The 21,371-nt window shown below is 65.9% G+C and carries 18 protein-coding genes; 3 read left to right on the forward strand and 15 right to left on the reverse strand.

What is annotated here, in order from left to right; translation table 11 throughout:
- Window positions 1-199: 199 nt before the first annotated feature.
- The 11 genes from ACFUEJ_RS08325 to ACFUEJ_RS08375 all read right to left on the reverse strand — a co-directional run bounded on the left by ACFUEJ_RS08325 (window position 200) and on the right by ACFUEJ_RS08375 (window position 10,770).
- Window positions 200-901: a TetR/AcrR family transcriptional regulator gene (locus ACFUEJ_RS08325; protein WP_259936756.1), complete on the reverse strand. Its 702-nt coding sequence runs from the start codon at window positions 899-901 to the stop codon at window positions 200-202.
- Window positions 902-944: 43 nt separating this feature from the next.
- The gene (locus ACFUEJ_RS08330) at window positions 945-2,063 is read right to left on the reverse strand and encodes an FAD-dependent oxidoreductase (RefSeq protein WP_388028614.1); all 1,119 of its coding nucleotides are present in this window, start codon (window positions 2,061-2,063) and stop codon (window positions 945-947) included.
- The gene (locus tag ACFUEJ_RS08335; RefSeq protein WP_388028617.1) at window positions 2,048-2,998 is read right to left on the reverse strand and encodes an NAD(P)-dependent oxidoreductase; all 951 of its coding nucleotides are present in this window, start codon (window positions 2,996-2,998) and stop codon (window positions 2,048-2,050) included. Before ACFUEJ_RS08335 ends, ACFUEJ_RS08330 begins: the two co-directional genes overlap by 16 nt.
- On the reverse strand, window positions 2,970-4,004 hold the full coding sequence (locus ACFUEJ_RS08340; protein ID WP_259936758.1) for a D-2-hydroxyacid dehydrogenase: 1,035 nt from the start codon (window positions 4,002-4,004) through the stop codon (window positions 2,970-2,972). The genes ACFUEJ_RS08335 and ACFUEJ_RS08340 overlap by 29 nt, the downstream gene beginning before the upstream one ends.
- A 15-nt stretch (window positions 4,005-4,019) precedes the next feature.
- Window positions 4,020-5,039, reverse strand: coding sequence for an alpha/beta fold hydrolase (locus ACFUEJ_RS08345; protein WP_388028621.1), 1,020 nt, complete (start codon window positions 5,037-5,039; stop codon window positions 4,020-4,022).
- Window positions 5,040-5,047: 8 nt separating this feature from the next.
- Window positions 5,048-6,403: a type III glutamate--ammonia ligase gene (glnT, locus tag ACFUEJ_RS08350; RefSeq protein WP_259937673.1), complete on the reverse strand. Its 1,356-nt coding sequence runs from the start codon at window positions 6,401-6,403 to the stop codon at window positions 5,048-5,050.
- Between the two features lie 228 nt (window positions 6,404-6,631).
- Entirely contained in the window at window positions 6,632-7,288 is a 657-nt protein-coding gene (locus ACFUEJ_RS08355; RefSeq protein WP_259937672.1) for a GntR family transcriptional regulator, read from the reverse strand.
- Between the two features lie 170 nt (window positions 7,289-7,458).
- Window positions 7,459-8,346, reverse strand: coding sequence for a PDR/VanB family oxidoreductase (locus tag ACFUEJ_RS08360; RefSeq protein ID WP_311199338.1), 888 nt, complete (start codon window positions 8,344-8,346; stop codon window positions 7,459-7,461).
- 143 nt (window positions 8,347-8,489) lie between these two features.
- The gene (locus ACFUEJ_RS08365; RefSeq protein ID WP_259937670.1) at window positions 8,490-9,188 is read right to left on the reverse strand and encodes a hypothetical protein; all 699 of its coding nucleotides are present in this window, start codon (window positions 9,186-9,188) and stop codon (window positions 8,490-8,492) included.
- 171 nt (window positions 9,189-9,359) lie between these two features.
- Complete coding sequence (locus tag ACFUEJ_RS08370) at window positions 9,360-9,770, reverse strand: globin domain-containing protein (RefSeq protein WP_388028626.1); 411 nt, start codon at window positions 9,768-9,770, stop codon at window positions 9,360-9,362.
- Window positions 9,771-9,903: 133 nt separating this feature from the next.
- A complete protein-coding gene (locus tag ACFUEJ_RS08375) occupies window positions 9,904-10,770 on the reverse strand; it encodes a helix-turn-helix transcriptional regulator (RefSeq protein ID WP_388028629.1) in 867 nt (288 codons plus the stop codon).
- A 171-nt stretch (window positions 10,771-10,941) separates the two neighbouring features.
- Between ACFUEJ_RS08375 and ACFUEJ_RS08380 the strand changes: the two genes are divergently transcribed.
- Entirely contained in the window at window positions 10,942-11,961 is a 1,020-nt protein-coding gene (locus ACFUEJ_RS08380; RefSeq protein ID WP_065632472.1) for a zinc-dependent alcohol dehydrogenase family protein, read from the forward strand.
- A 40-nt stretch (window positions 11,962-12,001) separates the two neighbouring features.
- Window positions 12,002-12,415, forward strand: a complete 414-nt coding sequence (locus ACFUEJ_RS08385) for a cupin domain-containing protein (RefSeq protein ID WP_065632591.1) — start codon at window positions 12,002-12,004, stop codon at window positions 12,413-12,415.
- Window positions 12,416-12,483: 68 nt separating this feature from the next.
- On the opposite strand, the gene ACFUEJ_RS08390 is transcribed toward ACFUEJ_RS08385, so the two are convergent.
- Window positions 12,484-13,149, reverse strand: a complete 666-nt coding sequence (locus tag ACFUEJ_RS08390; RefSeq protein ID WP_065632473.1) for an enoyl-CoA hydratase-related protein — start codon at window positions 13,147-13,149, stop codon at window positions 12,484-12,486.
- Window positions 13,146-13,805, reverse strand: coding sequence for a helix-turn-helix domain-containing protein (locus ACFUEJ_RS08395; protein ID WP_068970804.1), 660 nt, complete (start codon window positions 13,803-13,805; stop codon window positions 13,146-13,148). The genes ACFUEJ_RS08390 and ACFUEJ_RS08395 overlap by 4 nt, the downstream gene beginning before the upstream one ends.
- Window positions 13,806-14,123: 318 nt before the next feature.
- On the opposite strand from ACFUEJ_RS08395, the gene ACFUEJ_RS08400 reads away from it, so the two are divergent.
- Window positions 14,124-19,622 carry a carboxyl transferase domain-containing protein gene (locus tag ACFUEJ_RS08400; protein WP_068970805.1) on the forward strand — a complete coding sequence of 1,833 codons (5,499 nt, stop codon included), beginning with the start codon at window positions 14,124-14,126 and terminating at the stop codon, window positions 19,620-19,622.
- A 181-nt stretch (window positions 19,623-19,803) separates the two neighbouring features.
- Here ACFUEJ_RS08400 and ACFUEJ_RS08405 read toward each other — a convergent pair whose 3' ends face one another.
- A complete protein-coding gene (locus ACFUEJ_RS08405; protein ID WP_068970806.1) occupies window positions 19,804-20,304 on the reverse strand; it encodes an SRPBCC family protein in 501 nt (166 codons plus the stop codon).
- 47 nt (window positions 20,305-20,351) lie between these two features.
- Window positions 20,352-21,341, reverse strand: coding sequence for an AraC family transcriptional regulator (locus tag ACFUEJ_RS08410; RefSeq protein WP_065632477.1), 990 nt, complete (start codon window positions 21,339-21,341; stop codon window positions 20,352-20,354).
- Window positions 21,342-21,371: the final 30 nt, after the last annotated feature.

The following is a 21,371-nucleotide window of genomic DNA, read 5'->3' on the forward strand; positions in this document are numbered from 1 at the left end:
CCGAACCGTCACGACGCCGGGCCGTTCGGATGTGACATATTGCCCTCCATGCGGCGTGGATCAGGATGAGGATCTACCGCCGGGCGGGTTTCGAATTGCTATCGAAAGTGTAGTGGACAAGACATTACTGGGTCGGGTCCAGCCTGTTAATTGATCGTTTCACCGTGTCGGTTCACGCACGTCAGATCGCTGGGAAGGGCTATTGATCTTCCGTATCCGGGCAGGCTCGAATTCCTGCGATCCCGTGCTGCGCCTCCCTGCGGACGTGATCCATGGTATCGGGGTCTTCGACAATCGCACGCACAGCGAGTCGTGCAGCGGAATCTGCGAATCCGTCGATGTCGGACTCCTTACGACCATCCACGTGAAACCGATGTTGACTACCCTCGGTGAGGCTTAGGGCTGTGCGCACGAAGTCGCTTGCCGGCTCTGCACAGAAGACTCCCGTGGCGAGTCCGTCGTCGATGATCAGCTGAAGCAGTCTCACCAACTCGTGATAGTCCTCGTGAAAGTCACGAAATACTTCTGGCTGTTTCGTCGCGGCCTCTTCGAGATCGTAGAAATTCAGAGGTGCAGAGCACATTTGAATCACGTCTCGATATAACACGATGTACAAGCGGACGGCTGCGGACTCGGGGCGATCGGCAAGCGTCCGGGCCGCTATCAGAGATGCCCGATTCTGGTCCATGATTGCCCGGAGAATTGCATCTTTCGAATTGAACCAATAGTAGATCGATGACTGCTTCAAACCTGCGGCCTGGGCTATCTCCGCCATTCGGGTCGACGCGAATCCCTTTTCCGCGAAAAGCGATGCGGCCGCCGTGAGAATCCCTACCCGCGGCTCGCTCGTGACCATTCCGCTCTCCCGGGGGCGACCGCCCGCTGAGCCGCGTTTCGTCATGCGGCGATCCTAACAGCGCGAACCTGTCCGTATCGGCCACGCCTCAGCCCCCGATTGCCGTTCGAGCGTAGTCGTCGAACTCCAGATAACGTTCGATCTGGTGGTTCACTCCACCGGAGGCGTACTCTTCGCGAGTCCGCTGGTACTCGAAATGCAAGCGTGAGTACTCGACCATCTTGTTGGCCACCGGCAAGCGGTCTTCCTCGAACCTGCGCCCCGCCTCGACGACATCGTCGGTCTCGGTCAGGTAGCGCGCGAAGGTGGACCCGTCGATCAGGGCTTGGTTGGCGCCTTGCGCCATTCCGGGATACATCGGGTGCGCTGAATCGCCTATCAGGATTGCGCGGCGGTCTGTCCATCGCGGGAGGTGGCGACGGTAGTGGGCGATCTCGCGACCGATGATGCTGCCAGGTTCGCTGACGTCGACGATGCGCGGAATCGGTGTGTTGATCCAACTGCGTGCACACTCGGTGAAGTCGTCGTAGGAACTCAGTCCGTCCAGGCTGCCGTACCAGTACGCGTGAGTCTCGTCGATCGGTATCCACCCGATGTGACCGTTGGGTCCGAACACGTCGGCCTGGACGTCGGTGGGGACTCCGGCGGCAGCGCAGTCGAACACTCCGCGCCAGCGCACAACCCCCTCATCGGTGAATTCCGGGGGTGCCCCGAACATGAAGTTGCGAAGCTTGGAACCGATGCCATCGGTCCCCAGCAGGACGTCGCCGGTCGCCTGGGTGCCGTCTGCGAAATGCAGGGTGATGCTGTCTGCACTCTGCTCGTACCACTCCCCGCCACGGCTGTAGATGATCTCGTCAGGGCTGAGGCCCGATGCGAGGAGCGCGTTCAGCCGGACCCGGCGCGCACCGGTGATGGGTGCGCCGAGCTCGGTGGCCCAGCCGTCTACGTCGACGTCCGAGGTCCGGGTGCCGTCACAGTCGAGCGTCCACCATCGCTTCATGGCGGCCGCCTCTGCCAGGTAGCGTTCGCCGAGTCCCAGGCCGTCCAACACCCGGACGCCGTTCGGCCAGATGTTGAGACCGACTCCAGCAGTCCGTATTTCAGGGTCCTTCTCGAACAGTCTGATTGTCCAACCCTGTTGTTTGAGGTGAAGCGCAGACGACAGCCCCGCAATTCCCCCACCGCAGATCAGTGCTGTTGGCATGACGTGTGTCCTTTGAGTGTGTTGGGCGAGCACAGTCGCTCGATCACCGTGATCAGCGCCCCATGGTCGAGTCCGCCGTCTCCGGAGGCGCGTAGTGCTTGGACCAACTGGGTCACGACGGCGGCGACGGGTGTGGCGAGACCGGCTTGATCGGCCGCCGATTGCGCGATCAAGAGATCCTTGTAATGCAGATCGACGCGGAAACCCGGCGTGAAGTCACGGTCGATCATCTTGCGAGCCTTGTTCTCCAGCACCCTGCTGGCAGCCAGGCCGCCGTTGAGCACACTGATCGCGGCGTCCATGTCGACATCTGTTCTCTGCAGGAGACTCAGTGCCTCGGCCACCAGAGCGATGTTGCCGGCCACGATCATCTGGTTGGCCGCCTTCACCAACTGTCCGGAACCCACCGGTCCGACATGTGCGACAACACCGGAGAAGGCGGCAATCGCAGATGTCGCTGTGGCGATGTCGGAGGGCGAGCCGCCCATCATGACTGCGAGGTTGCCTGTGTGAGCGCCGTGTTCGCCACCGCTGACCGGCGCGTCGACGAAGCCGATGGCCGACTCGCTCAGGGTTGCGGCGATGGTCACGGCCCGCTCGGGGGCTATCGTGCTGCAGTCGACCACTACTCGGCCGGGTCTGGCTGTGGTGGTGACGCCGTCGGTTCCGAACAACACCTTCTCGACATCGGGCGCGTCCGGGAGCATCGTGATGATGGTGTCTGCCCGTTCGGCGACCTCCGCCGGACTCGCCGCCCCGACCGCACCTGCGGCGACCAGGTCGTCGACCGCCGTCTGCGACCGATTGTGGACGACGACCGTGAGTCCGGCGTTCACCAGATGGGCAGCCATCGGCCTTCCCATCACTCCCAACCCGATGAAGCCGATCGTGCCGGTGCCGCTCATCTCAGTACCCCCGATCCAGGTTGACGACATTCCGGAACGGCTGTGCAGCACCCAGTCGTCGGAGGTTGTCCACGAAGAGGTCGACCTGGCGGTCGCCGAGTAGCTGCGAAGCATGCGAATCGTGCGGCAGCACCAGGGCGCCGGGGGCGGTCCACAGCGGGTCGTCCGCCGGAAGTGGCTCCATCGCATGGCAATCGATCAGCGCGCCGCGCAGGTGGCCGTCCTCGAGAGCTGCTACCAGTGCGCCGGCGTCGTGGATGGGACCCCGCGCAACGTTGGCGATCCACCCACCGGGTTTCATCGCAGCGATCGCACGGGCGTCGATCAGTCCTCTGGTCTGCGGGGTCAACGGCGCAGCGATCACCAGGAAGTCGGACGTGGCGAGAGCGTCCAGAAGTGATCCGGTCGACACGACCTCGTCAAAGCCTCTGACCTCGTTGCCTTGTCGATTGATTCCGATGGTCCGGATTCCCAGCGCGGACGCAATCCGCGAGGTCTGCGACCCGATGTTGCCGGTGCCGAGGATCGTCATGACCGAGCCGTCGAGTTCTCGAGCGGGCAATTCGACCCACTTGCGCGCAGCCTGGTTCTGCCATCGGGTGTGCAGCATCTTGGCGTCGGCCAGAATGGCTCCGATGACGGTTTCCGCGATGGCTTTTGCGGCGACGCCGGACGCGTTGGCCAGCACAACCCCCTGCGGCACGATCGTCGTCAGATGTTCCGCACCGGCGCTCATCGACTGAATCAGCTGAAGATCAGGGTTGATGAGCTGGTCGTACCCCTTCTGGGTCAGGATGCCGACTTCGCTCTCGATGGATTCGACGGTTCCGCTGGTCTCCACCATTATCGCGTGTGGTGGCCGTTGTGGTGGTAGGCCGCCGTTCAGGTGGGACACCGGAATGTGCTCGAGCCACACATCGTCGGCGACCGCCAGAATTCTTGCTCGTTGTTGCTCGGTGAGCCAGATCCCCTCCACGGGGTCACTCGCTCCCTGTACTGCTTTGGGTAGCCCCGCTACCACGATGTTGAGCGACACTGACGTCGACTCCTCTCAGATTGTTGGTTGTGAGCTGGGGTTCTTCCGCTTCAACTCAGCGAGAAGCTCTCGGAGGCAGGCGTCTACGACGTTCTGCTCTCGTGCTCGTACACCGGGACGGCCGGCGACGTGGCCCAACGACGACTCCAGGACACGCAGTTCGCCGTGCCGCAGCGCTTGTACCTCCACAGAGTTCTCGGCCAACGTGAAGTACGCGTCCGTCGAGCACGGCATCAACACGGTTCTGGCTTTGATGCGACCAAGACCTGCACAGAGTCCACCCCGGTTCCGCCCGATGTCGGCGTCCCGCCACATCCTCAGACATGTCATCAGATCGCCGGCGTCGAACGCCTCATGGTCTTCACCCCAACGCACCAGAACATCAGCGGCGCTGCGATATCCGAGATCCTTGTAGATCCCGTCGGTGAAGAAGGCCGGTGAGTACGCCCAGCCTGCGTACACTCGCCCGAAGGCGTTCAGTCCGCGCGCCGGGCGAACGCCCAGACCGAAGTTCGGATCGGCTTCCAATGCGGCCGCCACCGAGTCGAGGAACACCTGATTCACCGTGGAACAGCGGGCAGCCGAACACAGAGCCATGACCGAGTCCACATCGTCCGGGAACATCGCGGCGAATTCCAATGCCTGAGTGCCGCCGAGAGACCACCCCGCCGCCAGCTGAACTCGTGCGACTCCCAGAGCATCCAGGACGAGGCGTGCGGCACGGGCGTTGTCTCCTACGGTGATCCTCGGAAAGGTTTGTCGCACAACGTCAGGTGTGGTCGACGGAGAGACCGACTTCCCGTTGCCGAGGTGGTTGACGATGACCACGCGGTGATGCGTCGGATCGATCGGGCGCCCTTCACCGATCCACGGTGCGTAATCGGCATCGGTGCCGGTGTAATAGGTGAACAACAGTACGACGTCGCCCGCGCCGAACAGATCGCCGTAGGTGCGAAAACGGATGTGCGCATCCGACAGTCGTTCGCCCGACTCGAGCGGGAAGTCGTCGACCACGATCGTTCTCGTGCCGTCCATCGGGGCTCTCAGAAGAAGGTGAGGTAGCGGTCACGTTCCCAGTCGGTGACTGCGGTGCAGTAGTCTTCCCACTCGCCGCGCTTGTAGTCGATGAACGATCGCCAACCCTTCTCTCCGAACACTTCTCTGGTGAACGGATCCGCTTCGAAAGCGTCAATGGCGTCCTCCAGTGTTCGCGGAAGCAGCGTGAGGCCACGCGCTGCGTATTCGGACAGCGGAACCTCGTACAGGTTCTCGGTGTGGAAGCTCTCGAGTTCGGCCTTCTCGCGGATTCCTTCCAGGCCCGCGGCCAAGAGCACGGCGGCCGCGAGGTGCGGATTGCAACTCGAGTCGACCGCTCGGCACTCCACCCGGCCTCCACCGAGCGGCACACGAAGCATGTTCGTGCGGTTGTTGTTTCCGCAACTGGCGAAGATCGGCGCCCACGTGGAACCGGACATGCTGCCCTTGCGGACCAGCCGCTTGTAGCTGTTGACCGTCGGTGCGATGACTGCGCAGATCGCGGCGGCGTGACGAACGATCCCGGCAGCGAAGTGGTAGCCCAGCTCGCTCAGCCCGACGCCGGCCGGATCCTCCTGCGCGTCGAACAGATTGGAGGTGTTCGCCAGGTCGGCGAGGGACATGTTGAAATGGGCACCCGACCCCGTTCGGTCGGCGAACGGCTTGGGCATGAAGGATGCCATCAGCCCGTCTTCGCGGGCGATCTCGCCGGCCATCATCCGGAAGATGACGACGCGATCGGCCATTGTCATCCCATCCGCGTAGGTGAAGTCGATCTCGAACTGCCCCTGCGCGTCCTCGTGATCGAATGAGTAGACATCCCAACCCAATTCGTTCATTGCATCGACCAGCCTGCTGAGCCAGGGGAGATTGTCGAGCAAGGTGGGTATCGCGTAACAGGATTTCTCCAGAGTGTCGCGGTCGCTGACGTTCTGGGGATTGCGGGGATCGCCGGAGAAGACGAAGAACTCTGTCTCGACACCCAGGTTGAAAGTGAACCCCATGTCGGCGGCCGCGTCGATCTGACGTCTCAGGATGTTACGGCTGGACGCCTCGAACGGCTGACCGCCCTCATACAGGTCGGAGAGAAACAGTGCGACGTCACGACGCCAGGGGAGGACCACCCCGCGCGACAGATCCGGACGCGCTGACAGCTCCTCGTCGCTGACATCCTGAGGGAGGCCGTCGAGCGCAGCGCCGGTGAACAGCTCGGAACCACCTGCCATGTGTGTGAAATGGTCGATCGGCACGACCTTGCCTTTGAGGTTTCCGTGCAGATCCGTGTAGCCCGCGATGGCGTAGCGGACTCTCTCTTCCTTCAGTTTGGCGCCGAGAGATGCTGCGTGCGAGTCGATTGCGGTCATGGAGACCCTTTCAGACGTAGTTTCGACGAGGTATTGAAACAGTAGCCCCAGGCAATTTCGATGACATATCGAAACTGTTTCCAGTGCGTTTCGCCGTTTCGGGGGAGGGCTCAGATAGGCTCGTGCGCTTGGTCGTTCAGTGACCGTGTAAGAGAGACAACGGATTTCGGCGGAAACTCGGCCGTGCGGAGAATCCGAAGCGAGGTAGTACTCTGCGCTGCGTGGCCTTCAGGCGCGAGAGGGATCGTGCGGTAGCTCGGCGTAGCCCCATTGGTGCTGCCGCGCCAGGTTGCAGGCGATGTCGAAGTCCCCGCTGGTCAGCGAGTCGAGAAGGGCCTGATGGTCGTCGGCGATCGTGGTCAGCTCGGGAGTGGACGCCAACATCGTCACCGACGTCCACGCCTCGATCTGGAGATTCTCCCAGGTGCGAGCTATGAGATCGTTGCCGGCAGCTTCTATGATGTGTCGGTGGAATGCGACGGTCTGCACTCCGACTGCTTCGACGTCTTTCTTTTCGGCCATTCGATACATCTCCGCGATGTCCCGCTCGAGGTGATCAATGGGCACCGAACCAGTCAACAAGACCAGTCGTGTGGCAGTTTCCTCCAACGCGGCCCGAAGGACGTAGCTCTCCCGCAGCGCCTCTCTGATGGAGGACCGGATGAAAGTACCGCGACGCGGCTTGATCTCGACCAGTCCGAAGGCCTCGAGCTCGCGCAGTGCCTCGCGGACCGGAGCCTGACTCGTTCCGAACTGAGCCGCGACCTTTGTCTCGACCAGACGCTCGCCGGGCCCCAGCTCCCCGAACACGATCTGGTGCACGAGCGTATCGCGGATCTGTTGACTGAGTGTTCGACGCAGGCCCGTCTGGTGACTCGCAGGCATGGTCTCAAGATACGGAATCATCCTGCTCCGGGTCGCACCGGTCGGAGAACCGCTGGTACGCGCGGGCATCGTTTGCTCCGACACACTCGACCCTCGCAGTGAGATCGGAACTTCGCGCGCGCCGACGGCGATGGAGACAGGACCGTGTGGCCGAGCCGCACTCCTCCTCATCAGATGTCGAGTACCAGGACCGACGACTTCGATCGCGACACACACGGCAAGATGACTTCGTTCGACGACCGCTCCTCGTCATCGAGGATGTCGTCGTTGTGCTCCGGGACACCGCCGACAACCCGGACCTCGCAGGTGCCACAGATGCCCGCGCGACAGGAGTTGTCGATTGCCAGTCCGGCCTCTTCGAGGATCTCGAGGAGGTCTCGATCTGCCGGCACCCGGAGTGTTCTTCCTGTCCTCGCCAGCCGTACTTCGAACTCACCGGCCGGCCGGGCGGGAGCTGAACTCGGCGCGAAGCGTTCGCGATGTAAGGCGGGCGATGGCCAAGCGGCACAGCACTGCTCGACCGCATCGATCAACGGTCCGGGCCCACAGCAATAGACGGCCGTGTCCTGCAACGGTTCGCTCAGGAACTCCTCGAAGTCGAGCAAGCCGTACTCATCCTGGGGCAACACGTGCAGGTCTCCCCCGAGGAGTCCTCGCAGTTCATCGACGAAGGCCATCGAGTTGCGGGTCCGCCCGCCGTACACGACCGTCCAGGACCTTCCACGCCTGGCCGCCTCGTGGATCATCGGCAGAAGTGGCGTGATCCCGATGCCGCCGGCGACGAAGATGTAGCGTGCTGCGTCCACGAGCTGGAAGTTGTTGCGCGGCCCCCGCGCCGACACGACATGACCCCGCTCCAGCTTCTCGTGGATGATCTTGGACCCGCCACGGCTGGCCTGTTCGCGTAGGACCGCAATTCTCCACGTACGTTTGTCCCCCGGCGCGCCGCACAGCGAGTACTGGCGGACGAGGTCGTCTGCCAGTTCGAGTTCGATATGCGCACCGGGTGTCCAGCTCGGCAGCTCCGACCCGTCATCAGCGCACAACTCGAGACTCACGATGTCGTCGGCTTCTCGCCGTTTCGAAGCAACTCTCAGTCGCGTCTGCATACTTCCCGCATCCCGGGCGTTGAGGTCGCATGACCGGCGTTTCACGGTGAGCCCAGCCCGGCCGCTGTCGCATTCGCGTTTCGAAACCGCACTCATGGCTGGGGAGTCATCAGACGGGTGGCGGTTTCGGGCCTGAACATGTGCAGAGCGATGTCGTGCATTCCGCGCATGGCTCGGAGAATCTCTTTCCGGTCCTCGTCCGTGCGGGCATACCGCGCGAGAATCTGCCTTCCGAGCCCCACGTGGAACTTCTCGTCGATCTCGATCTTTCGATGCACCCGCACGACCTCGTCGAAGCCGTGTTGTTCACCAGCGAGGAATGTCGGTTCGAGACTGCCGGTTGCCGAAGTCTCGGACGCATTCCACGCGGCGATCGCAGCCAGTGGATGGCGGTCGAGACAGTCCCAGAGAAACTCGCTCCACTGGAGACTGTCCGCAGGGACCGAGGTCGGGACCGTACCGCCCAGCGACTCCACCGCGTTGCCGACCAGCTCGTAGTGCTCAGCCTCCTGAAAGGCCTGTTTCGCGAGCAGTGTGACGTGCTTCCGCTCGAAACCCATTCCATAGCGCTGGATCTCAGCGTTCAGTAGGAATACGTAGTCGATCTCCCGCCACGCGCGCGTCGCGAGCCACTCGGCCAGGATGATGGGTTTCGGATCCCTGCTGAAGTTGTCGAAGAAATCCTTGCTGGTTCGCCGCGCGTTGCTGAAGATGGCGTCGAGGATCTCGTTCACCTCGTCGATGATCGGATCAAGCCCCGTTCCGCCTCTCACGTTCCGCACACTGACCATGACCCGCACCTTTCGTAGACGTTGCTATCGATTATCGATTATCGATCGCCCGTGTGCGGTCGTCAAACGGAACGGCAGCAGGTGTCCAGGCGCGCATTAAAACGTCCGGGTCGGCGGGCGGGCCTGCGCCCGCCCTGCCGACCCGGAGTCGTGGTGAGTTGCCGGACTCGTTCAGTCGGCGACGGCGGGATACGCGTCGAGCATCAGGCCGGCGACCGCACCGAGAGCATCGGACCAGGCGGTGGTCATCTCGTCGGTCCACTCCGCGCCGCCGCGCTCGGCCATCGTCGCGATGAGCGCATCAGCCACCCAGCCGTACATCTCGGGCGTCACGCCGAGATCGTTGTGCCGGCGTCCCAGTGCGCCGAGCGTGCGGCCGAGCCACTCGGCGTCGTCGAGGCGGTCGAGGACCGCCGCTATGGCCTGCTGCAGCATTGTGGCCTGTGGTTGGAGATCGGCGCCGAACATCGGCCGGACCTCCGGATGTTCGGTGAACAATCGGTCGTAGAAGTCGAGCATCAACTTCTGTTCGTCGTCGATGACCAGGGAAAGGCTGTCCTGCAATACTTCTGGGTTCAACATGGTGGGGCTGCACCTCGTCGGAGTCGTGCGGTGTGACAATGACACAGTGTTTGTATCTCTGTAACATCTAGCACGACGCAAGGCGTTTTATCAGCGGAACGGCCGGACCGGCAGGATCTGACTGACGCGCGACTCAGAAGCCGGCGACCTCACTGGCCGCATAGGAAGCGAGCAATTGCAGGCGTTCCGCGCTGGGGGAGCCGGGCTCGGCGGTGTAGATCATCAGGATCGTCCCGGGATCGGCGGTGACGGCGAGTTCCTCGTAGGCCAGGGTCAGTTCGCCGACCACCGGGTGGTGGAAGCGTTTCGTCCCGGTGCCGTGTGTCCGGACGTTGTGCGCGGCCCAGAGTGCGCGGAAAGTGTCACTGCGCGTGGACAATTCACCCACCAGATCCTGGAGCGCCTTGTCGTGCGGATCGCGTCCCGCCTCGGCCCGCATGATGGCGACGCACATCTCGGCGAACAATTCCCAGTCCGGATAGAAGTCGCGGCTCGCCGGATCGAGGAACTGGAAGCGGGCCAGGTTCGGCGTGCGGCCGCCGTCGCCGATGACCGGCGAATAGAAGGCGCGGCCGAGGGCATTGGTGGCCAGCAGGTCCTGATGCGAGTCGCGCACGAAGGCGACGGCGTCGGTGATGGCGGCGAGTGCCCAGGTCAGGCTGTGGCGAGAGGCCGTGGCCTTCGCCGAACGACGCCTCGGCCGTCCGGAGGCGGGTATCCCGTCGGCGGCCCGGGCGAGGTCGAGAAGGTGGGCGCGCTCCGTGTCGTCGAGTTGCAGGGCTCGCGCGAGTGATTCGAGAACCGACGACGACGCACCGGCGATGGTGCCCCGTTCCAGGCGGGAGTAGTACTCGACGCTCACCCCGGCGAGGGTCGCCACCTCGCTGCGTCGAAGACCGGGTACGCGGCGATTACCGCCGGCCGGGAGCCCTGCGGTCTCGGGCGAGATCTTCGCGCGTCGCGACATCAGGAATTCGCGGACCTCGGCTCGGTTGTCCATGTGCCCAGCGTAGGACGGTCGGAAGCGTGCAGGGGTGCCCTGTCAGTACACCTCCCGACAGGAACTGTCGCGGACGCGACGCATGCGGTTGCCTTGATGGGTGACCGCATCTGCCGTCGTGCTCGTCTCGTGAGGCGAGCAGGTGGCGGAACCGACTGACGAGGAGAACACATGCGCGGAGTGATCATGGATGCCCCCGGCACCATCCGGGTGGACGATCGCGAGAACCCGACCATCCAGGAACCGACCGACGCGATCATCAAGGTCGCCGCGACCTGCGTCTGCGGGTCGGATCTGTGGCCGTACCGCGGCATCGAAGACGTCGATCACGCGCCGATGGGCCACGAGTACGTCGGCACCGTCACCGAGGTCGGCGACCAGGTGTCGTCGATCAAGGTGGGCGACTTCGTGGTGGGTTCGTTCTTCGCCTCGGACAACACGTGCGAGATCTGCCGTGCCGGCTATCAGTCCCGGTGTGTGCACGCCGAGCCGATGGGCGCCCTCGGTACGCAGGCCGAATACGCCCGGATTCCGCACGCCGACGGCACGCTCGTGGCAACACCCGGTCAGCCGGATGCCGACCTCATCCCGTCGCTGCTCGCGGCGTCGGACGTGCTCGGCACCGGTTGGTTCGGTGCCGTGGCGGCTGAGGTGGGTCCGGGTAAGACCGTGGCCGTCGTCGGCGACGGCGCGGTCGGACTGCTCGGTGTGCTGGCCGCGAAACACCTGGGCGCCGAACGCATCATCGCGATGAGCAGGCACGCGGACCGGCAGGCGCTTGCGCGCGAGTTCGGGGCGACCGACATCGTGTCCGAACGGGGCGACGAGGGCGTGGCACGTATCAAGGAGCTCACCGACGGGCTCGGTGCGCATTCGGTCATCGAAGCCGTCGGCACGCAGGAGTCGATGATGCAGGCCATCCGGTCGACCCGGCCGGGCGGCCACGTCGGTTACGTCGGCGTCTCGCACGACGTCGAACTCCCCGGCCTGGAGCTGTTCTTCTCCGGCGTCCACCTGCACGGCGGACCCGCCCCGGTCCGACGCTTCCTGCCCGACCTGATCGACCTCATCTGGACGCGGGAGATCGATCCCGGCAAGGTCTTCGACCTCGCCCTCCCGCTCGACGACGCCGCCGAGGGATACCGCGCCATGGACGAGCGCCGCGCGACCAAGGTACTGCTCACCGTCTGACCTCGGTCGGTACCCTCACGGCAAACGAAAGGTGTTCAGCATGAAGATCACTCGCAGTTCCATCGACACCGTCAAAGGTCCCGGCGACTGGTTCACCGGCGACGTCTACATCGATGCGGCGGCCGCCTCGCCACCGCCGTCCCGGGTGTCGGCAAGCCTCGTCCATTTCATGCCGGGGGCGCGGACGCACTGGCACCGGCACCCGCTCAGCCAGACGGTCTTCGTCACCGAGGGGATCGGCCTGTGCCAGCGGCGCGGTGGCCCCATCGAGGTCATCCGCCCCGGCGATCGCGTCCTCTTCGAAGCCGACGAGGAGCACTGGCACGGAGCCGCCCCCACGCGCCTGATGGTCCATCTCGCGATCAACGAGGGCGACGACGACCACGATGTCGTGCAGTGGCTGCAACCGGTCACCGACGAGGAGTACGGGCAGGCGCCGGATCTCGGGATCTGATCAGTCGAACCCGACGGTGGCCGGGGTCTTCGGGGTTGCCTGACACGTCAGCAGCCTGGATCGTTCTGTCATGATCGAGCTCGGCCATGCCGCAATGCCGTCGTCACCGACTCGAACATCGTCGACTTGATGGCCCCGAGGGTCGCCCGGTCCTTGCCGACAATCGGAGACAGCGTCTCCAGGGCTGCCCCGACAATCTCCCCCTCGGCCGCAGTGCCGTCGATCAAGCCGGCGTCCAGAGCTTCGGCGGCGCCGTACCGGTGGCCGGTGCTCATCGCGGTGAGCGCAGATCGGGGGGAGAGCTTGGCCTGGATGAGCGCGGCCATCCCGGGGGTGAACGGGATGTTGATGTCCACTTCCGGGAAGCAGTAGTAACCGCGGTCGGCGCGCATGATCCGGAAGTCATGAGCGATGGCGAACATCGCTCCCGCCCCGAAGGCGTGACCGTTGACCGCTGCAACGGTCGGCAGCGAGAACGTGAGGATGCGCGCGAGCAGCGTTTGCACGGCCTCGACGTACCAGTCGGCTCGATCGCCGTTGGCGATGAGCCAGTCCAGGTCCAGACCATTGGAGTAGAACTTGCCGTCGCCCACGGTGATCAGGCCTTTGGCGTTCGCCTCGGCGTCGTTGAGGAGTGAACCGACGGCGTCGAGCCAATCGGGGGAGAACCGGTTCTCGTCGTCGCCGATGGTCAGGATGGCGATGTCGTCCCGATAGTCCAGTGAAGCTGTCATGACGGGTCCTTTCGCGAAGAAGTGGACTGATGCGATGGTTCGGTTGGGGTGAGGGACAATACGGCGCGGACCGCCGTTGCAATGCGTTCGCGGGTTGCGGCATCGGGGGTTCTCCTGCCGCGCAGAAGCAATGCAGTCGGAAGTTCGACCACGCAGTCTCTGATGACGGACACGGCGTCACGGTCTGCGCGCTGCCAGACCGCCTGGGACAACTCGACGAACAACGACGTCAACGACCGGTCGAGACCGCGGAGCTCCCTCGCGAGGTCGTCGGGAAGGTCATCGGACCCAAGCAGTTCTCCGCGATCGACCGTGAGTAGGAAGCCACCCCGCACAGGAGCTTCGAGCAAGAACCGTGCGGGCGCATCCGCGGCGACGACGACGGCTTCGACTGCGGAGTCACTGCGGCCGTCGCCGCCGGTGAGGACCGCGTCGACCGCTTCGCGCTGAGCGGCGAGGAATTGCTCGGCAGCGCGCAACCACACCCTTCCCACGAGACCCGCGCGCGACCCGAACGCGTGATAGATCGCGCCGTTGGACATCGAGGTGAGCTCCGACAGCGCACGAACCGTCACCGCCGCAGGGCCGGCCCGGACCGCCAAGCCCTCGGCCGCATCCATCAACTGCTCGAGGTCGTGCCTGCGAGGACGAGGCATGACGAAACTCTAACAGAGCACGCGCTCTGTAATGCCACCGCAGCCCGGGTCGACCCCGACTCGGGTTCGATGCCGTTCTTCCCGGCGACTGTCGCCGAGGTGCCCGTGCTTCGAGAAGCCTGACGGTTGCGCGAAAAGGCCGCCTGAAGTCCGGATCGCGTGGTTTCACCCACCTCGCGACGCGCCGTACTCGCGCGTAGCGATTTGACTCGTAAGAATCACAGCGTCGAACCACCCCGCGCGTCCCGGATCGCCACTGAGCTGGGCCGCTGCGCTGTACCGTACCTGCGGACCTTCAACCGCACGACGACGACGTGAATGGAGCCGGTGTTGTTTTCTCGTATCGCCATCGTGAACCGAGGTGAGGCCGCGATGCGGCTCATCCACGCCGTTCGGGGCCTCTCGGAAGAGACCGGGCAACCCATCGAGGTCATCGCGCTGCACACCGACGTGGATCGCAATGCCACGTTCGTACGTGAGGCGGACGTCGCATACGACCTCGGGCCTGCCGCGTCGCGTCCGTACCTGAACATGAAGGTGCTCGAGCACGCCCTGCTGGAGACCGGTGCCGACGCGGCATGGGTCGGTTGGGGCTTCGTGGCCGAGGATCCGCTGTTCGCCGAACTCTGCGACCGCATCGGCGTCACCTTCGTCGGGCCGTCGGCCGAGGCGATGCGCAAACTGGGCGACAAGATCGGCGCCAAGCTGATCGCCGAGGAAGTGGGCGTGCCGGTGGCGGCGTGGAGCCGCGGCGGTGTGGACACTCTCGACGAGGCCGTGGCCGCGGCAGCCCAGATCGGCTACCCGCTGATGCTGAAGGCCACCGCCGGCGGTGGCGGCCGCGGCATCCGCAAGGTCACCAGCGATGCCGATCTCCGGGACGCCTACACCCGCACCCGCGAGGAGGCCGAGCGCGCCTTCGGTAGTGGCGTGGTGTTCCTCGAACGACTCGTCACCGGCGCGCGCCACGTGGAGGTCCAGGTCATCGCCGACGGCCAGGGCACCGCGTGGGCGCTGGGCGTCCGCGACTGCTCGGTTCAGCGACGCAACCAGAAGATCATCGAGGAATCCGCGTCGCCGGTACTTCCCGCCGACCGGGTCGCCGAGCTCAAGGCGTCGGCCGAGCGGCTCGCCGTGGCCGTGGGATACCGCGGCGCGGCCACCGTCGAGTTCCTCTACCACCCGGGCGAGAACCTGCTCGCGTTCCTCGAGGTCAACACCCGCCTGCAGGTGGAACACCCCATCACCGAGGCGACGACCGGCTTCGACCTGGTCCGTGCCCAGCTGCACGTGGCGTCGGGCGGCCGCCTCGAGGGTGAGCCCCCGGTCGAGCGCGGGCATGCCATCGAAGCCCGCCTCAACGCCGAGGATCCCGACCGCGACTTCGCCCCCGCGCCCGGCCGTATCGACCTGCTCGAGCTGCCCGCCGGGCCGGGCATCCGCGTCGACACCGGGGTCAGCGAAGGCGACACCATCCCCGCCGACTTCGACTCGATGATCGCCAAGATCATCGCCTACGGACGGAACCGCGACGAGGCACTCGGCCGCCTCCGCCGGGCCATGCGCGAGACCCGCGTGATCATCGCCGGCGGCGCGACCAACAAGAGCTTCGTGCTGGAGCTGCTCGCGCAGCCGCAGGTCATCGACGGGAGCGCGGACACCGGCTGGATCGACCGCGTGCGTGCCGAGGGCGGCCTCGTCGCCAACCGGCACTCGGCGATCGCGCTGATCGCCGCCGCCATCGACGCGTACGAGGAAGAGGAACTCGTCGAGCGGCAGCGGCTGATGTCGACGGCCTCCGGCGGTCGTCCGCAGGTGCAGCACGACAGCGGCCGTCCGCTCGATCTGAAGCTGCGCGGCGTCGCGTATCGCGTCCGGGTCGGGGCCATCGGCGCGCATCGCTTCCGCGTGACCATCGAGGCGCCGGGCGAGATCCGGACCGCCGATGTCGACCTCGAACGCTTCGACGAGCACGCCGCGCAGCTCGTGGTCAACCGGGTGCGCTACCGCCTGCTCACCGACACCCACGGGCCGATCCACCTCGTCGACGTGGACGGCGTCACCCACCGCGTCAGCCGCGACGAGGGCGGTGTGGTGCGCTCGCCCGCGCCGGCGCTCGTCGTCGCGACGCCGCTGCAGGCCGGCGACGAGGTCGACGCGGGCGCCCCCATCCTCGTGCTGGAGAGCATGAAGATGGAGACCGTCCTGCGCGCGCCGGTGCGCTCACGTGTCAAGGAGTGCGCGGTGTCGGTCGGCACCCAGGTGGAGACGGGCGCGACCCTGATGCGCCTCGAACCGCTCGCCGACGACGAGGACGACGCCGTCGAGGAGGTGGCCGCCGACGCCGTCGACCTGGAGCTGCCTGCCGAGCTCGAGGTCGATCCCACCGAACGCACCACCCGCAGTCAGGAAGACCTCCGCAGCCAGCTGCTCGGCTTCGACGTCGACCCGAACCACCGGATGCGCCTGCTCGACGAGTACCTCGCCGTCCGGCGCGCCGCGTTCGACAGCGGCCGTCGTCCGCTGGCCGACGAGCTCGAACTGGTGACGGTGTTCGCCGACCTGGCCGAGCTGAGCCAGAACCGGCCGTCGAGTCATGACGTCGGTGTCGAGCACGTGCACAGCGCACGCGAGAACTTCCACACCTACCTGCAGAGTCTGGACGTCGAACGCGACGGGCTGCCCGCGGCGTTCCACGACCAGCTGAGCCGCGCGCTCAGCCACTACGGCGTGACCGACCTCGAGCGCACCCCGGAGCTCGAGGCCGCAGTGTTCCGGATCTTCCTCGCGCTGCAGAACCCGAACGACTCGGCCGCGGTGATCAGCTCGCTGCTGTTGGAATGGCTCGACGAGCCGACCCCGCGCGACGAACTGCGCGACGCGGTGGGCACCGCCCTCGACCGCCTCGTCGCCGCCACCCAGGTCCGCTTCCCGGCCGTCGCCGACCTCGCCCGCGGCGTCATCTACGCCTGGTACGGCCAGCCGCTGCTGCTGCGTGACCGCGCCCGCGTCTACAGCAATGTGCGCAAACAGCTCAAGTACCTCGACGAGAACCCCGACGCCGCCGACCGCACCAGCCGCATCGACGACATGGTGCGCAGCACCGAACCGCTCGTCCGGCTTCTCGGCCAGCGCATCGAACGGCACGCCGACAACACGGTGATGCTCGAGGTGCTGACCCGGCGCTACTACGGCAACCGCGGCCTCGCCGACATCCGGACCCGGCAGGCCGGCGGTGCGACATTCGTGGTCGCCCGGCGAGATGCCGGTGACATCGCTTCGGCCGCAGTCGGTTTCGACGCCCTGCCGGCGACGATCGGCGGACTCGCCGAACTCGCCCGCGACACCGCCGCGGTCGATGCCGACATCTACCTGGCGTGGGAGCAGCAACCCGACGACTTCGACGTGCTCGCCGGGACACTGCACGACATCGTCGCCACCAGTTCGCTTCCGCCGCAGGTGCACCGCGTCACCATCACGGTCGCCGGCAGTGCCGATGCGCGGATGCATCACCACGTGACCTTCCGGCCGTCGGCGACCGGTATGGCCGAGGAACGCCTGATCCGCGGACTGCACCCCTACATCGCGCAGCGCATGCAGATGGAACGGCTCCGCAAGTTCGACCTCACCCGACTGCCGTCGTCGGACGACGAAGAGGTCTACCTCTTCCGTTGTGTCGCACGGGAGAACGCGTCGGATCGCCGTCTCGTCGCCTTCGCTCAGGTCCGCGACCTGACCGCACTGCGCGACCAGGACGGCCGCCTGCTGACGCTGCCGACCGCCGAGGCGGCGCTCGCGTCGTGCGTCGACTCGATCCGGCGCGCGCAGCGCGGTTCCACCAACCTGTCCAGCGCCAACCGGATCATCATGTACGTGTGGCCGCCGATCGACGTCGACGCCGACGTCCTCGACGCGATCGCCGACCACATCCGCGGCACGACACAGGGAGTGGGGCTCGAAGAGGTCCAGCTCATCGCGCGTCGCCGCGACCGCGACACCGGCGAGCTGAGCAAGGTGTCGGTCCATTTCTCGGTCAACCCGACCGGCGGGTTCGACGTCCGGGTAGTCGACCCGACCGACGAGCCGATCGAACCGGTCGACGAGTACCGCCAGAAGGTGCTGCGGGCAGCGAAGCGCAACACCGTCTATCCGTACGAATTGGCCGCCATCCTGGGCGATTTCACCGAGTACGACCTCGACGCCGAGCAGCGTCTGGTGCCGGTCGACCGGGCCAAGGGTCGCAACTCCGCGGCGATCGTCGCCGGTGTGGTCACCACCCCGACCGAGAAGTACCCGCGCGGTGTCACCCGCGTGGTCCTGCTCGGCGACCCGACGAAATCGCTGGGCGCACTGGCGGAACCGGAGTGCAGCCGGCTGGTCGCGGCGCTCGACCTCGCCGAGCAGATGCAGGTCCCGCTCGAGTGGTACGCACTCTCCTCAGGCGCGCGGATCTCCATGGATTCCGGCACGGAGAACATGGACTGGATCGCCCGGGCGCTGAAGCGCATCGTCGAGTTCACGCAGGCCGGCGGTGAGATCAACATCGTCGTGGCGGGGATCAACGTGGGCGGGCAGCCGTACTGGAACGCCGAGGCGACGATGCTCATGCACACCAAGGGCATCCTCGTGATGACACCGGAGTCGGCCATGGTGCTCACCGGCAAGCAGTCGCTGGACTTCTCCGGCGGTGTGTCGGCGGAGGACAACTTCGGCATCGGCGGTTACGACCGCGTCATGGGCCCCAACGGTCAGGCGCAGTACTGGGCGCCGAATCTCGGTGCCGCACGGGATCTTCTGATGGCTCACTACGAGCACACCTACGTGGCGTCGGGCGAGCAGACCCCGCGTCGCGCGATCACGAGCGACCCGGTGGACCGCGACATCTCCGACTACCCGCACGTCCTGGCGGGCAGCGACTTCACCACGGTCGGACAGATCTTCTCGGCGGCCACCAACCCGGACCGCAAGAAGCCCTTCGACATCCGCACGGTGATCCGCGCCGTCGCCGACCAGGACCACCCGGTGCTGGAGCGCTGGGCGGGGATGGCCGACGCGGAGACCGCGGTCGTGTGCGATCTGCACATGGGCGGAATCCCGGTGTGCCTGTTGGGTATCGAGTCGAGGGAGGTGCCGCGCCGGGGATACACCCCCACGGACGGTCCCGACACCTACACGGCCGGCACGCTGTTCCCGCAGTCGTCGAAGAAGGCGGCGCGCGCGATCAACGTGGCCAGCGGAAACCGACCGCTCGTGGTGCTGGCCAACCTGTCCGGGTTCGACGGATCGCCGGAGTCGTTGCGCAAGCTCCAGCTGGAGTACGGCGCGGAGATCGGGCGGGCCATCGTGAACTTCGAGGGCCCCATCGTGTTCTGCGTGATCTCGCGCTACCACGGTGGTGCATTCGTGGTGTTCTCGAAGGCGTTGAACCCCAACATGACCGTGCTCGCGATCGACGGGTCGTTCGCGTCGGTGCTCGGCGGTGCCCCCGCGGCGGCGGTGGTCTTCGCCGGCGACGTGGCCAAGCGGGTCAGTGCCGACGCACGGGTGCGCGAACTCGAGGCGGAGACCGCACAGGCCACCGGCCCCGACCGCTCACGGCTCAACGCCGAGCTGGCCGATCTGCGTCAGTCGGTGCGCGCGGAGAAGATCAGCGAGATCGCCGCGGAGTTCGACGCGGTGCACAGCATCCGACGCGCCGTCGAGGTCGGTTCGGTCGACGCGGTCATCCAGGCCGACGAGCTCCGGCCCCAGATCATCGGCGCGATCGAGAAGTCGCCGGCGTGGGGTCGGCAGGACTCGCAGGTGGCCAGCTCGTAGAGCCTGCGCTCCTTGATCCGAAAGAGCCTGTTTGTGCTAGGAGCGAGCCCAACTACTGCTCCCTGAGGTGCGAGGAGCGCAAGCGACGAGCCTCGAAGGGCCTGGTGAGACGCCTTGCGGGACCCTTCGTGACGCTCGCAAGCTCGCTCCTCAGGGAGCGGGGCCAGGTCGTTCTTCCGGATCAGGGAGCAGAGACGCGTTCGACGATCTCCTTGATCGCCGCGAGGGTGACCGGGATCCCCGACAACGCGGCGTCGCGGCGCTGCTCGAGTTGGGCGTCGGCGTCGTCCCCGAACCGCTGCGCGAACAGCTCGAACCCGGCCGGCTGCACGGCCCACGATTCGGTCAGCGTCGTCCCGTCGTCGTCGGGTTCGATCGTGTACGACCACCGCACGGCGTCGCCGTTGACCATCCAGGCGAACTCGATGGGCTCCTGTGCGGCGACCACCCGCGACTGGGTCTCCCACACCCGCTCGGGTGTCTCGTTGCGGCCGAAGAACCACGCGCCCACCTCCGGTCCGGTCGCGGGCTCCTTCCACCAGCACGCCTTGCAGATCGGGCTCCACTCGCCGGTGCGAGCGATGTCGGTCACCAGATCCCAGACCTGCTGCGGCGTGGCGTCGATGTGGATGGACTCGGAACGGGTGAATCGAGCACTGCGGTCGATGTCGCTGGTCGTCATGGGCCCTTCCTGCGGTCGCGTACCGACCATCCTAGGGAGGGCGCCGCTCAGGGCGCGATGGTCCGGTACCGGGACGGGCTGACCCCGAAGGTCCGGCTGAACGCACGACTGAAGTGCGACGGGTCGCGGAACCCGACCTGTGCGCAGATGTCGGCGACGCCCAGATCGCTCTGGACGAGCAGGTTACGGGCCCGGTCGAGCCGCCGGGCGTAGAGCCACGCCCGAGGTGTGGTGCCGGTCGTGCTGAACAGCTTGTGGACGTAGCGCACCGACATCCCGAGCTCTGCGGCCACCAGTGCGATGGTGTGGTCGGGATCGTGGATGTGATCGGCCATCGCGTTCTGGACCGCGCGGAGGTCGGCGGCGTGTATCCGGTCGGTCGCGGTGCGGGGTGAGACCTGCTCGGTCATCGCGCCGGCGACCATGTCGAGGACCGCGCTCGCCACCGTGCTCGACGACGGCACGGAGATGCCCTGGACCTGGGCCGCGACATCGACCAGGAAGTTCGACACCAGCCGTCCGATGCCCGAGTCGACCGCGATGGCCCGGCCCGTCGCGTCGTCGACGACGTCGTGGGTTGCCCGCGCGATGAGCTGTTCCCGCGGGGCGCGCACGACGATCTGCTCGAACTCGGTTGCGCCACTGACGACGAAAGGTGCAGTGGCGTCGATGATCCCGAAGGCGCCGTGTTCCAGCAATCCGGTGCGCTCACCCTGTGAGATCGTCGCGGCCCCCTGGGTGATGAGGCACAGCAGATAGTCGTCGGCCGGATCGGATTCGATCATCGCCGGCGTGCGCACGACGGTGTGCGGATCGGCGCGGACCACGCTGACCGACAGGGCGCCGACGGGTCGGGCGACGATCTGTGCGGTGAACGGGCGTCGGTCCTGGGGCCAGTCGATGTCCATCTCGCAGAAGGTGGCGTCGAGGGCCTCGGCCCACCGCACCCGGCCCTCGGCACTCGCAAGCTCGCGGGTGCTCAGTTCCACGGATCCGGCGGTGCGCGCGGAGTCATCCATCGGTGCATTCGCAGTCATTCTCTCCCACCACCTCCACCCATAGTGTTC

Source organism: Gordonia sp. NPDC057258 (assembly GCF_042668985.1).
Classification (GTDB): Bacteria; Actinomycetota; Actinomycetes; order Mycobacteriales; family Mycobacteriaceae; genus Gordonia; species Gordonia hongkongensis.

What these genes read in the sequence shown, in the direction of transcription:
- ACFUEJ_RS08395 (WP_068970804.1), bottom strand. Translation starts at nt 13,805, where the DNA reads ATGCCTCGTCCTCGCAGGCACGACCTCGAGCAGTTGATGGATGCGGCC.
- ACFUEJ_RS08385 (WP_065632591.1), top strand. Translation starts at nt 12,002, where the DNA reads ATGAAGATCACTCGCAGTTCCATCGACACCGTCAAAGGTCCCGGCGAC.
- ACFUEJ_RS08335 (WP_388028617.1), bottom strand. Translation starts at nt 2,998, where the DNA reads ATGTCGTCAACCTGGATCGGGGGTACTGAGATGAGCGGCACCGGCACG.
- ACFUEJ_RS08410 (WP_065632477.1), bottom strand. Translation starts at nt 21,341, where the DNA reads ATGACTGCGAATGCACCGATGGATGACTCCGCGCGCACCGCCGGATCC.
- ACFUEJ_RS08390 (WP_065632473.1), bottom strand. Translation starts at nt 13,149, where the DNA reads ATGACAGCTTCACTGGACTATCGGGACGACATCGCCATCCTGACCATC.
- ACFUEJ_RS08365 (WP_259937670.1), bottom strand. Translation starts at nt 9,188, where the DNA reads ATGGTCAGTGTGCGGAACGTGAGAGGCGGAACGGGGCTTGATCCGATC.
- glnT (WP_259937673.1), bottom strand. Translation starts at nt 6,403, where the DNA reads ATGACCGCAATCGACTCGCACGCAGCATCTCTCGGCGCCAAACTGAAG.
- ACFUEJ_RS08370 (WP_388028626.1), bottom strand. Translation starts at nt 9,770, where the DNA reads ATGTTGAACCCAGAAGTATTGCAGGACAGCCTTTCCCTGGTCATCGAC.
- ACFUEJ_RS08375 (WP_388028629.1), bottom strand. Translation starts at nt 10,770, where the DNA reads ATGGACAACCGAGCCGAGGTCCGCGAATTCCTGATGTCGCGACGCGCG.
- ACFUEJ_RS08380 (WP_065632472.1), top strand. Translation starts at nt 10,942, where the DNA reads ATGCGCGGAGTGATCATGGATGCCCCCGGCACCATCCGGGTGGACGAT.
- ACFUEJ_RS08330 (WP_388028614.1), bottom strand. Translation starts at nt 2,063, where the DNA reads ATGCCAACAGCACTGATCTGCGGTGGGGGAATTGCGGGGCTGTCGTCT.
- ACFUEJ_RS08405 (WP_068970806.1), bottom strand. Translation starts at nt 20,304, where the DNA reads ATGACGACCAGCGACATCGACCGCAGTGCTCGATTCACCCGTTCCGAG.
- ACFUEJ_RS08355 (WP_259937672.1), bottom strand. Translation starts at nt 7,288, where the DNA reads ATGCCTGCGAGTCACCAGACGGGCCTGCGTCGAACACTCAGTCAACAG.
- ACFUEJ_RS08400 (WP_068970805.1), top strand. Translation starts at nt 14,124, where the DNA reads ATGGAGCCGGTGTTGTTTTCTCGTATCGCCATCGTGAACCGAGGTGAG.
- ACFUEJ_RS08325 (WP_259936756.1), bottom strand. Translation starts at nt 901, where the DNA reads ATGACGAAACGCGGCTCAGCGGGCGGTCGCCCCCGGGAGAGCGGAATG.
- ACFUEJ_RS08345 (WP_388028621.1), bottom strand. Translation starts at nt 5,039, where the DNA reads ATGGACGGCACGAGAACGATCGTGGTCGACGACTTCCCGCTCGAGTCG.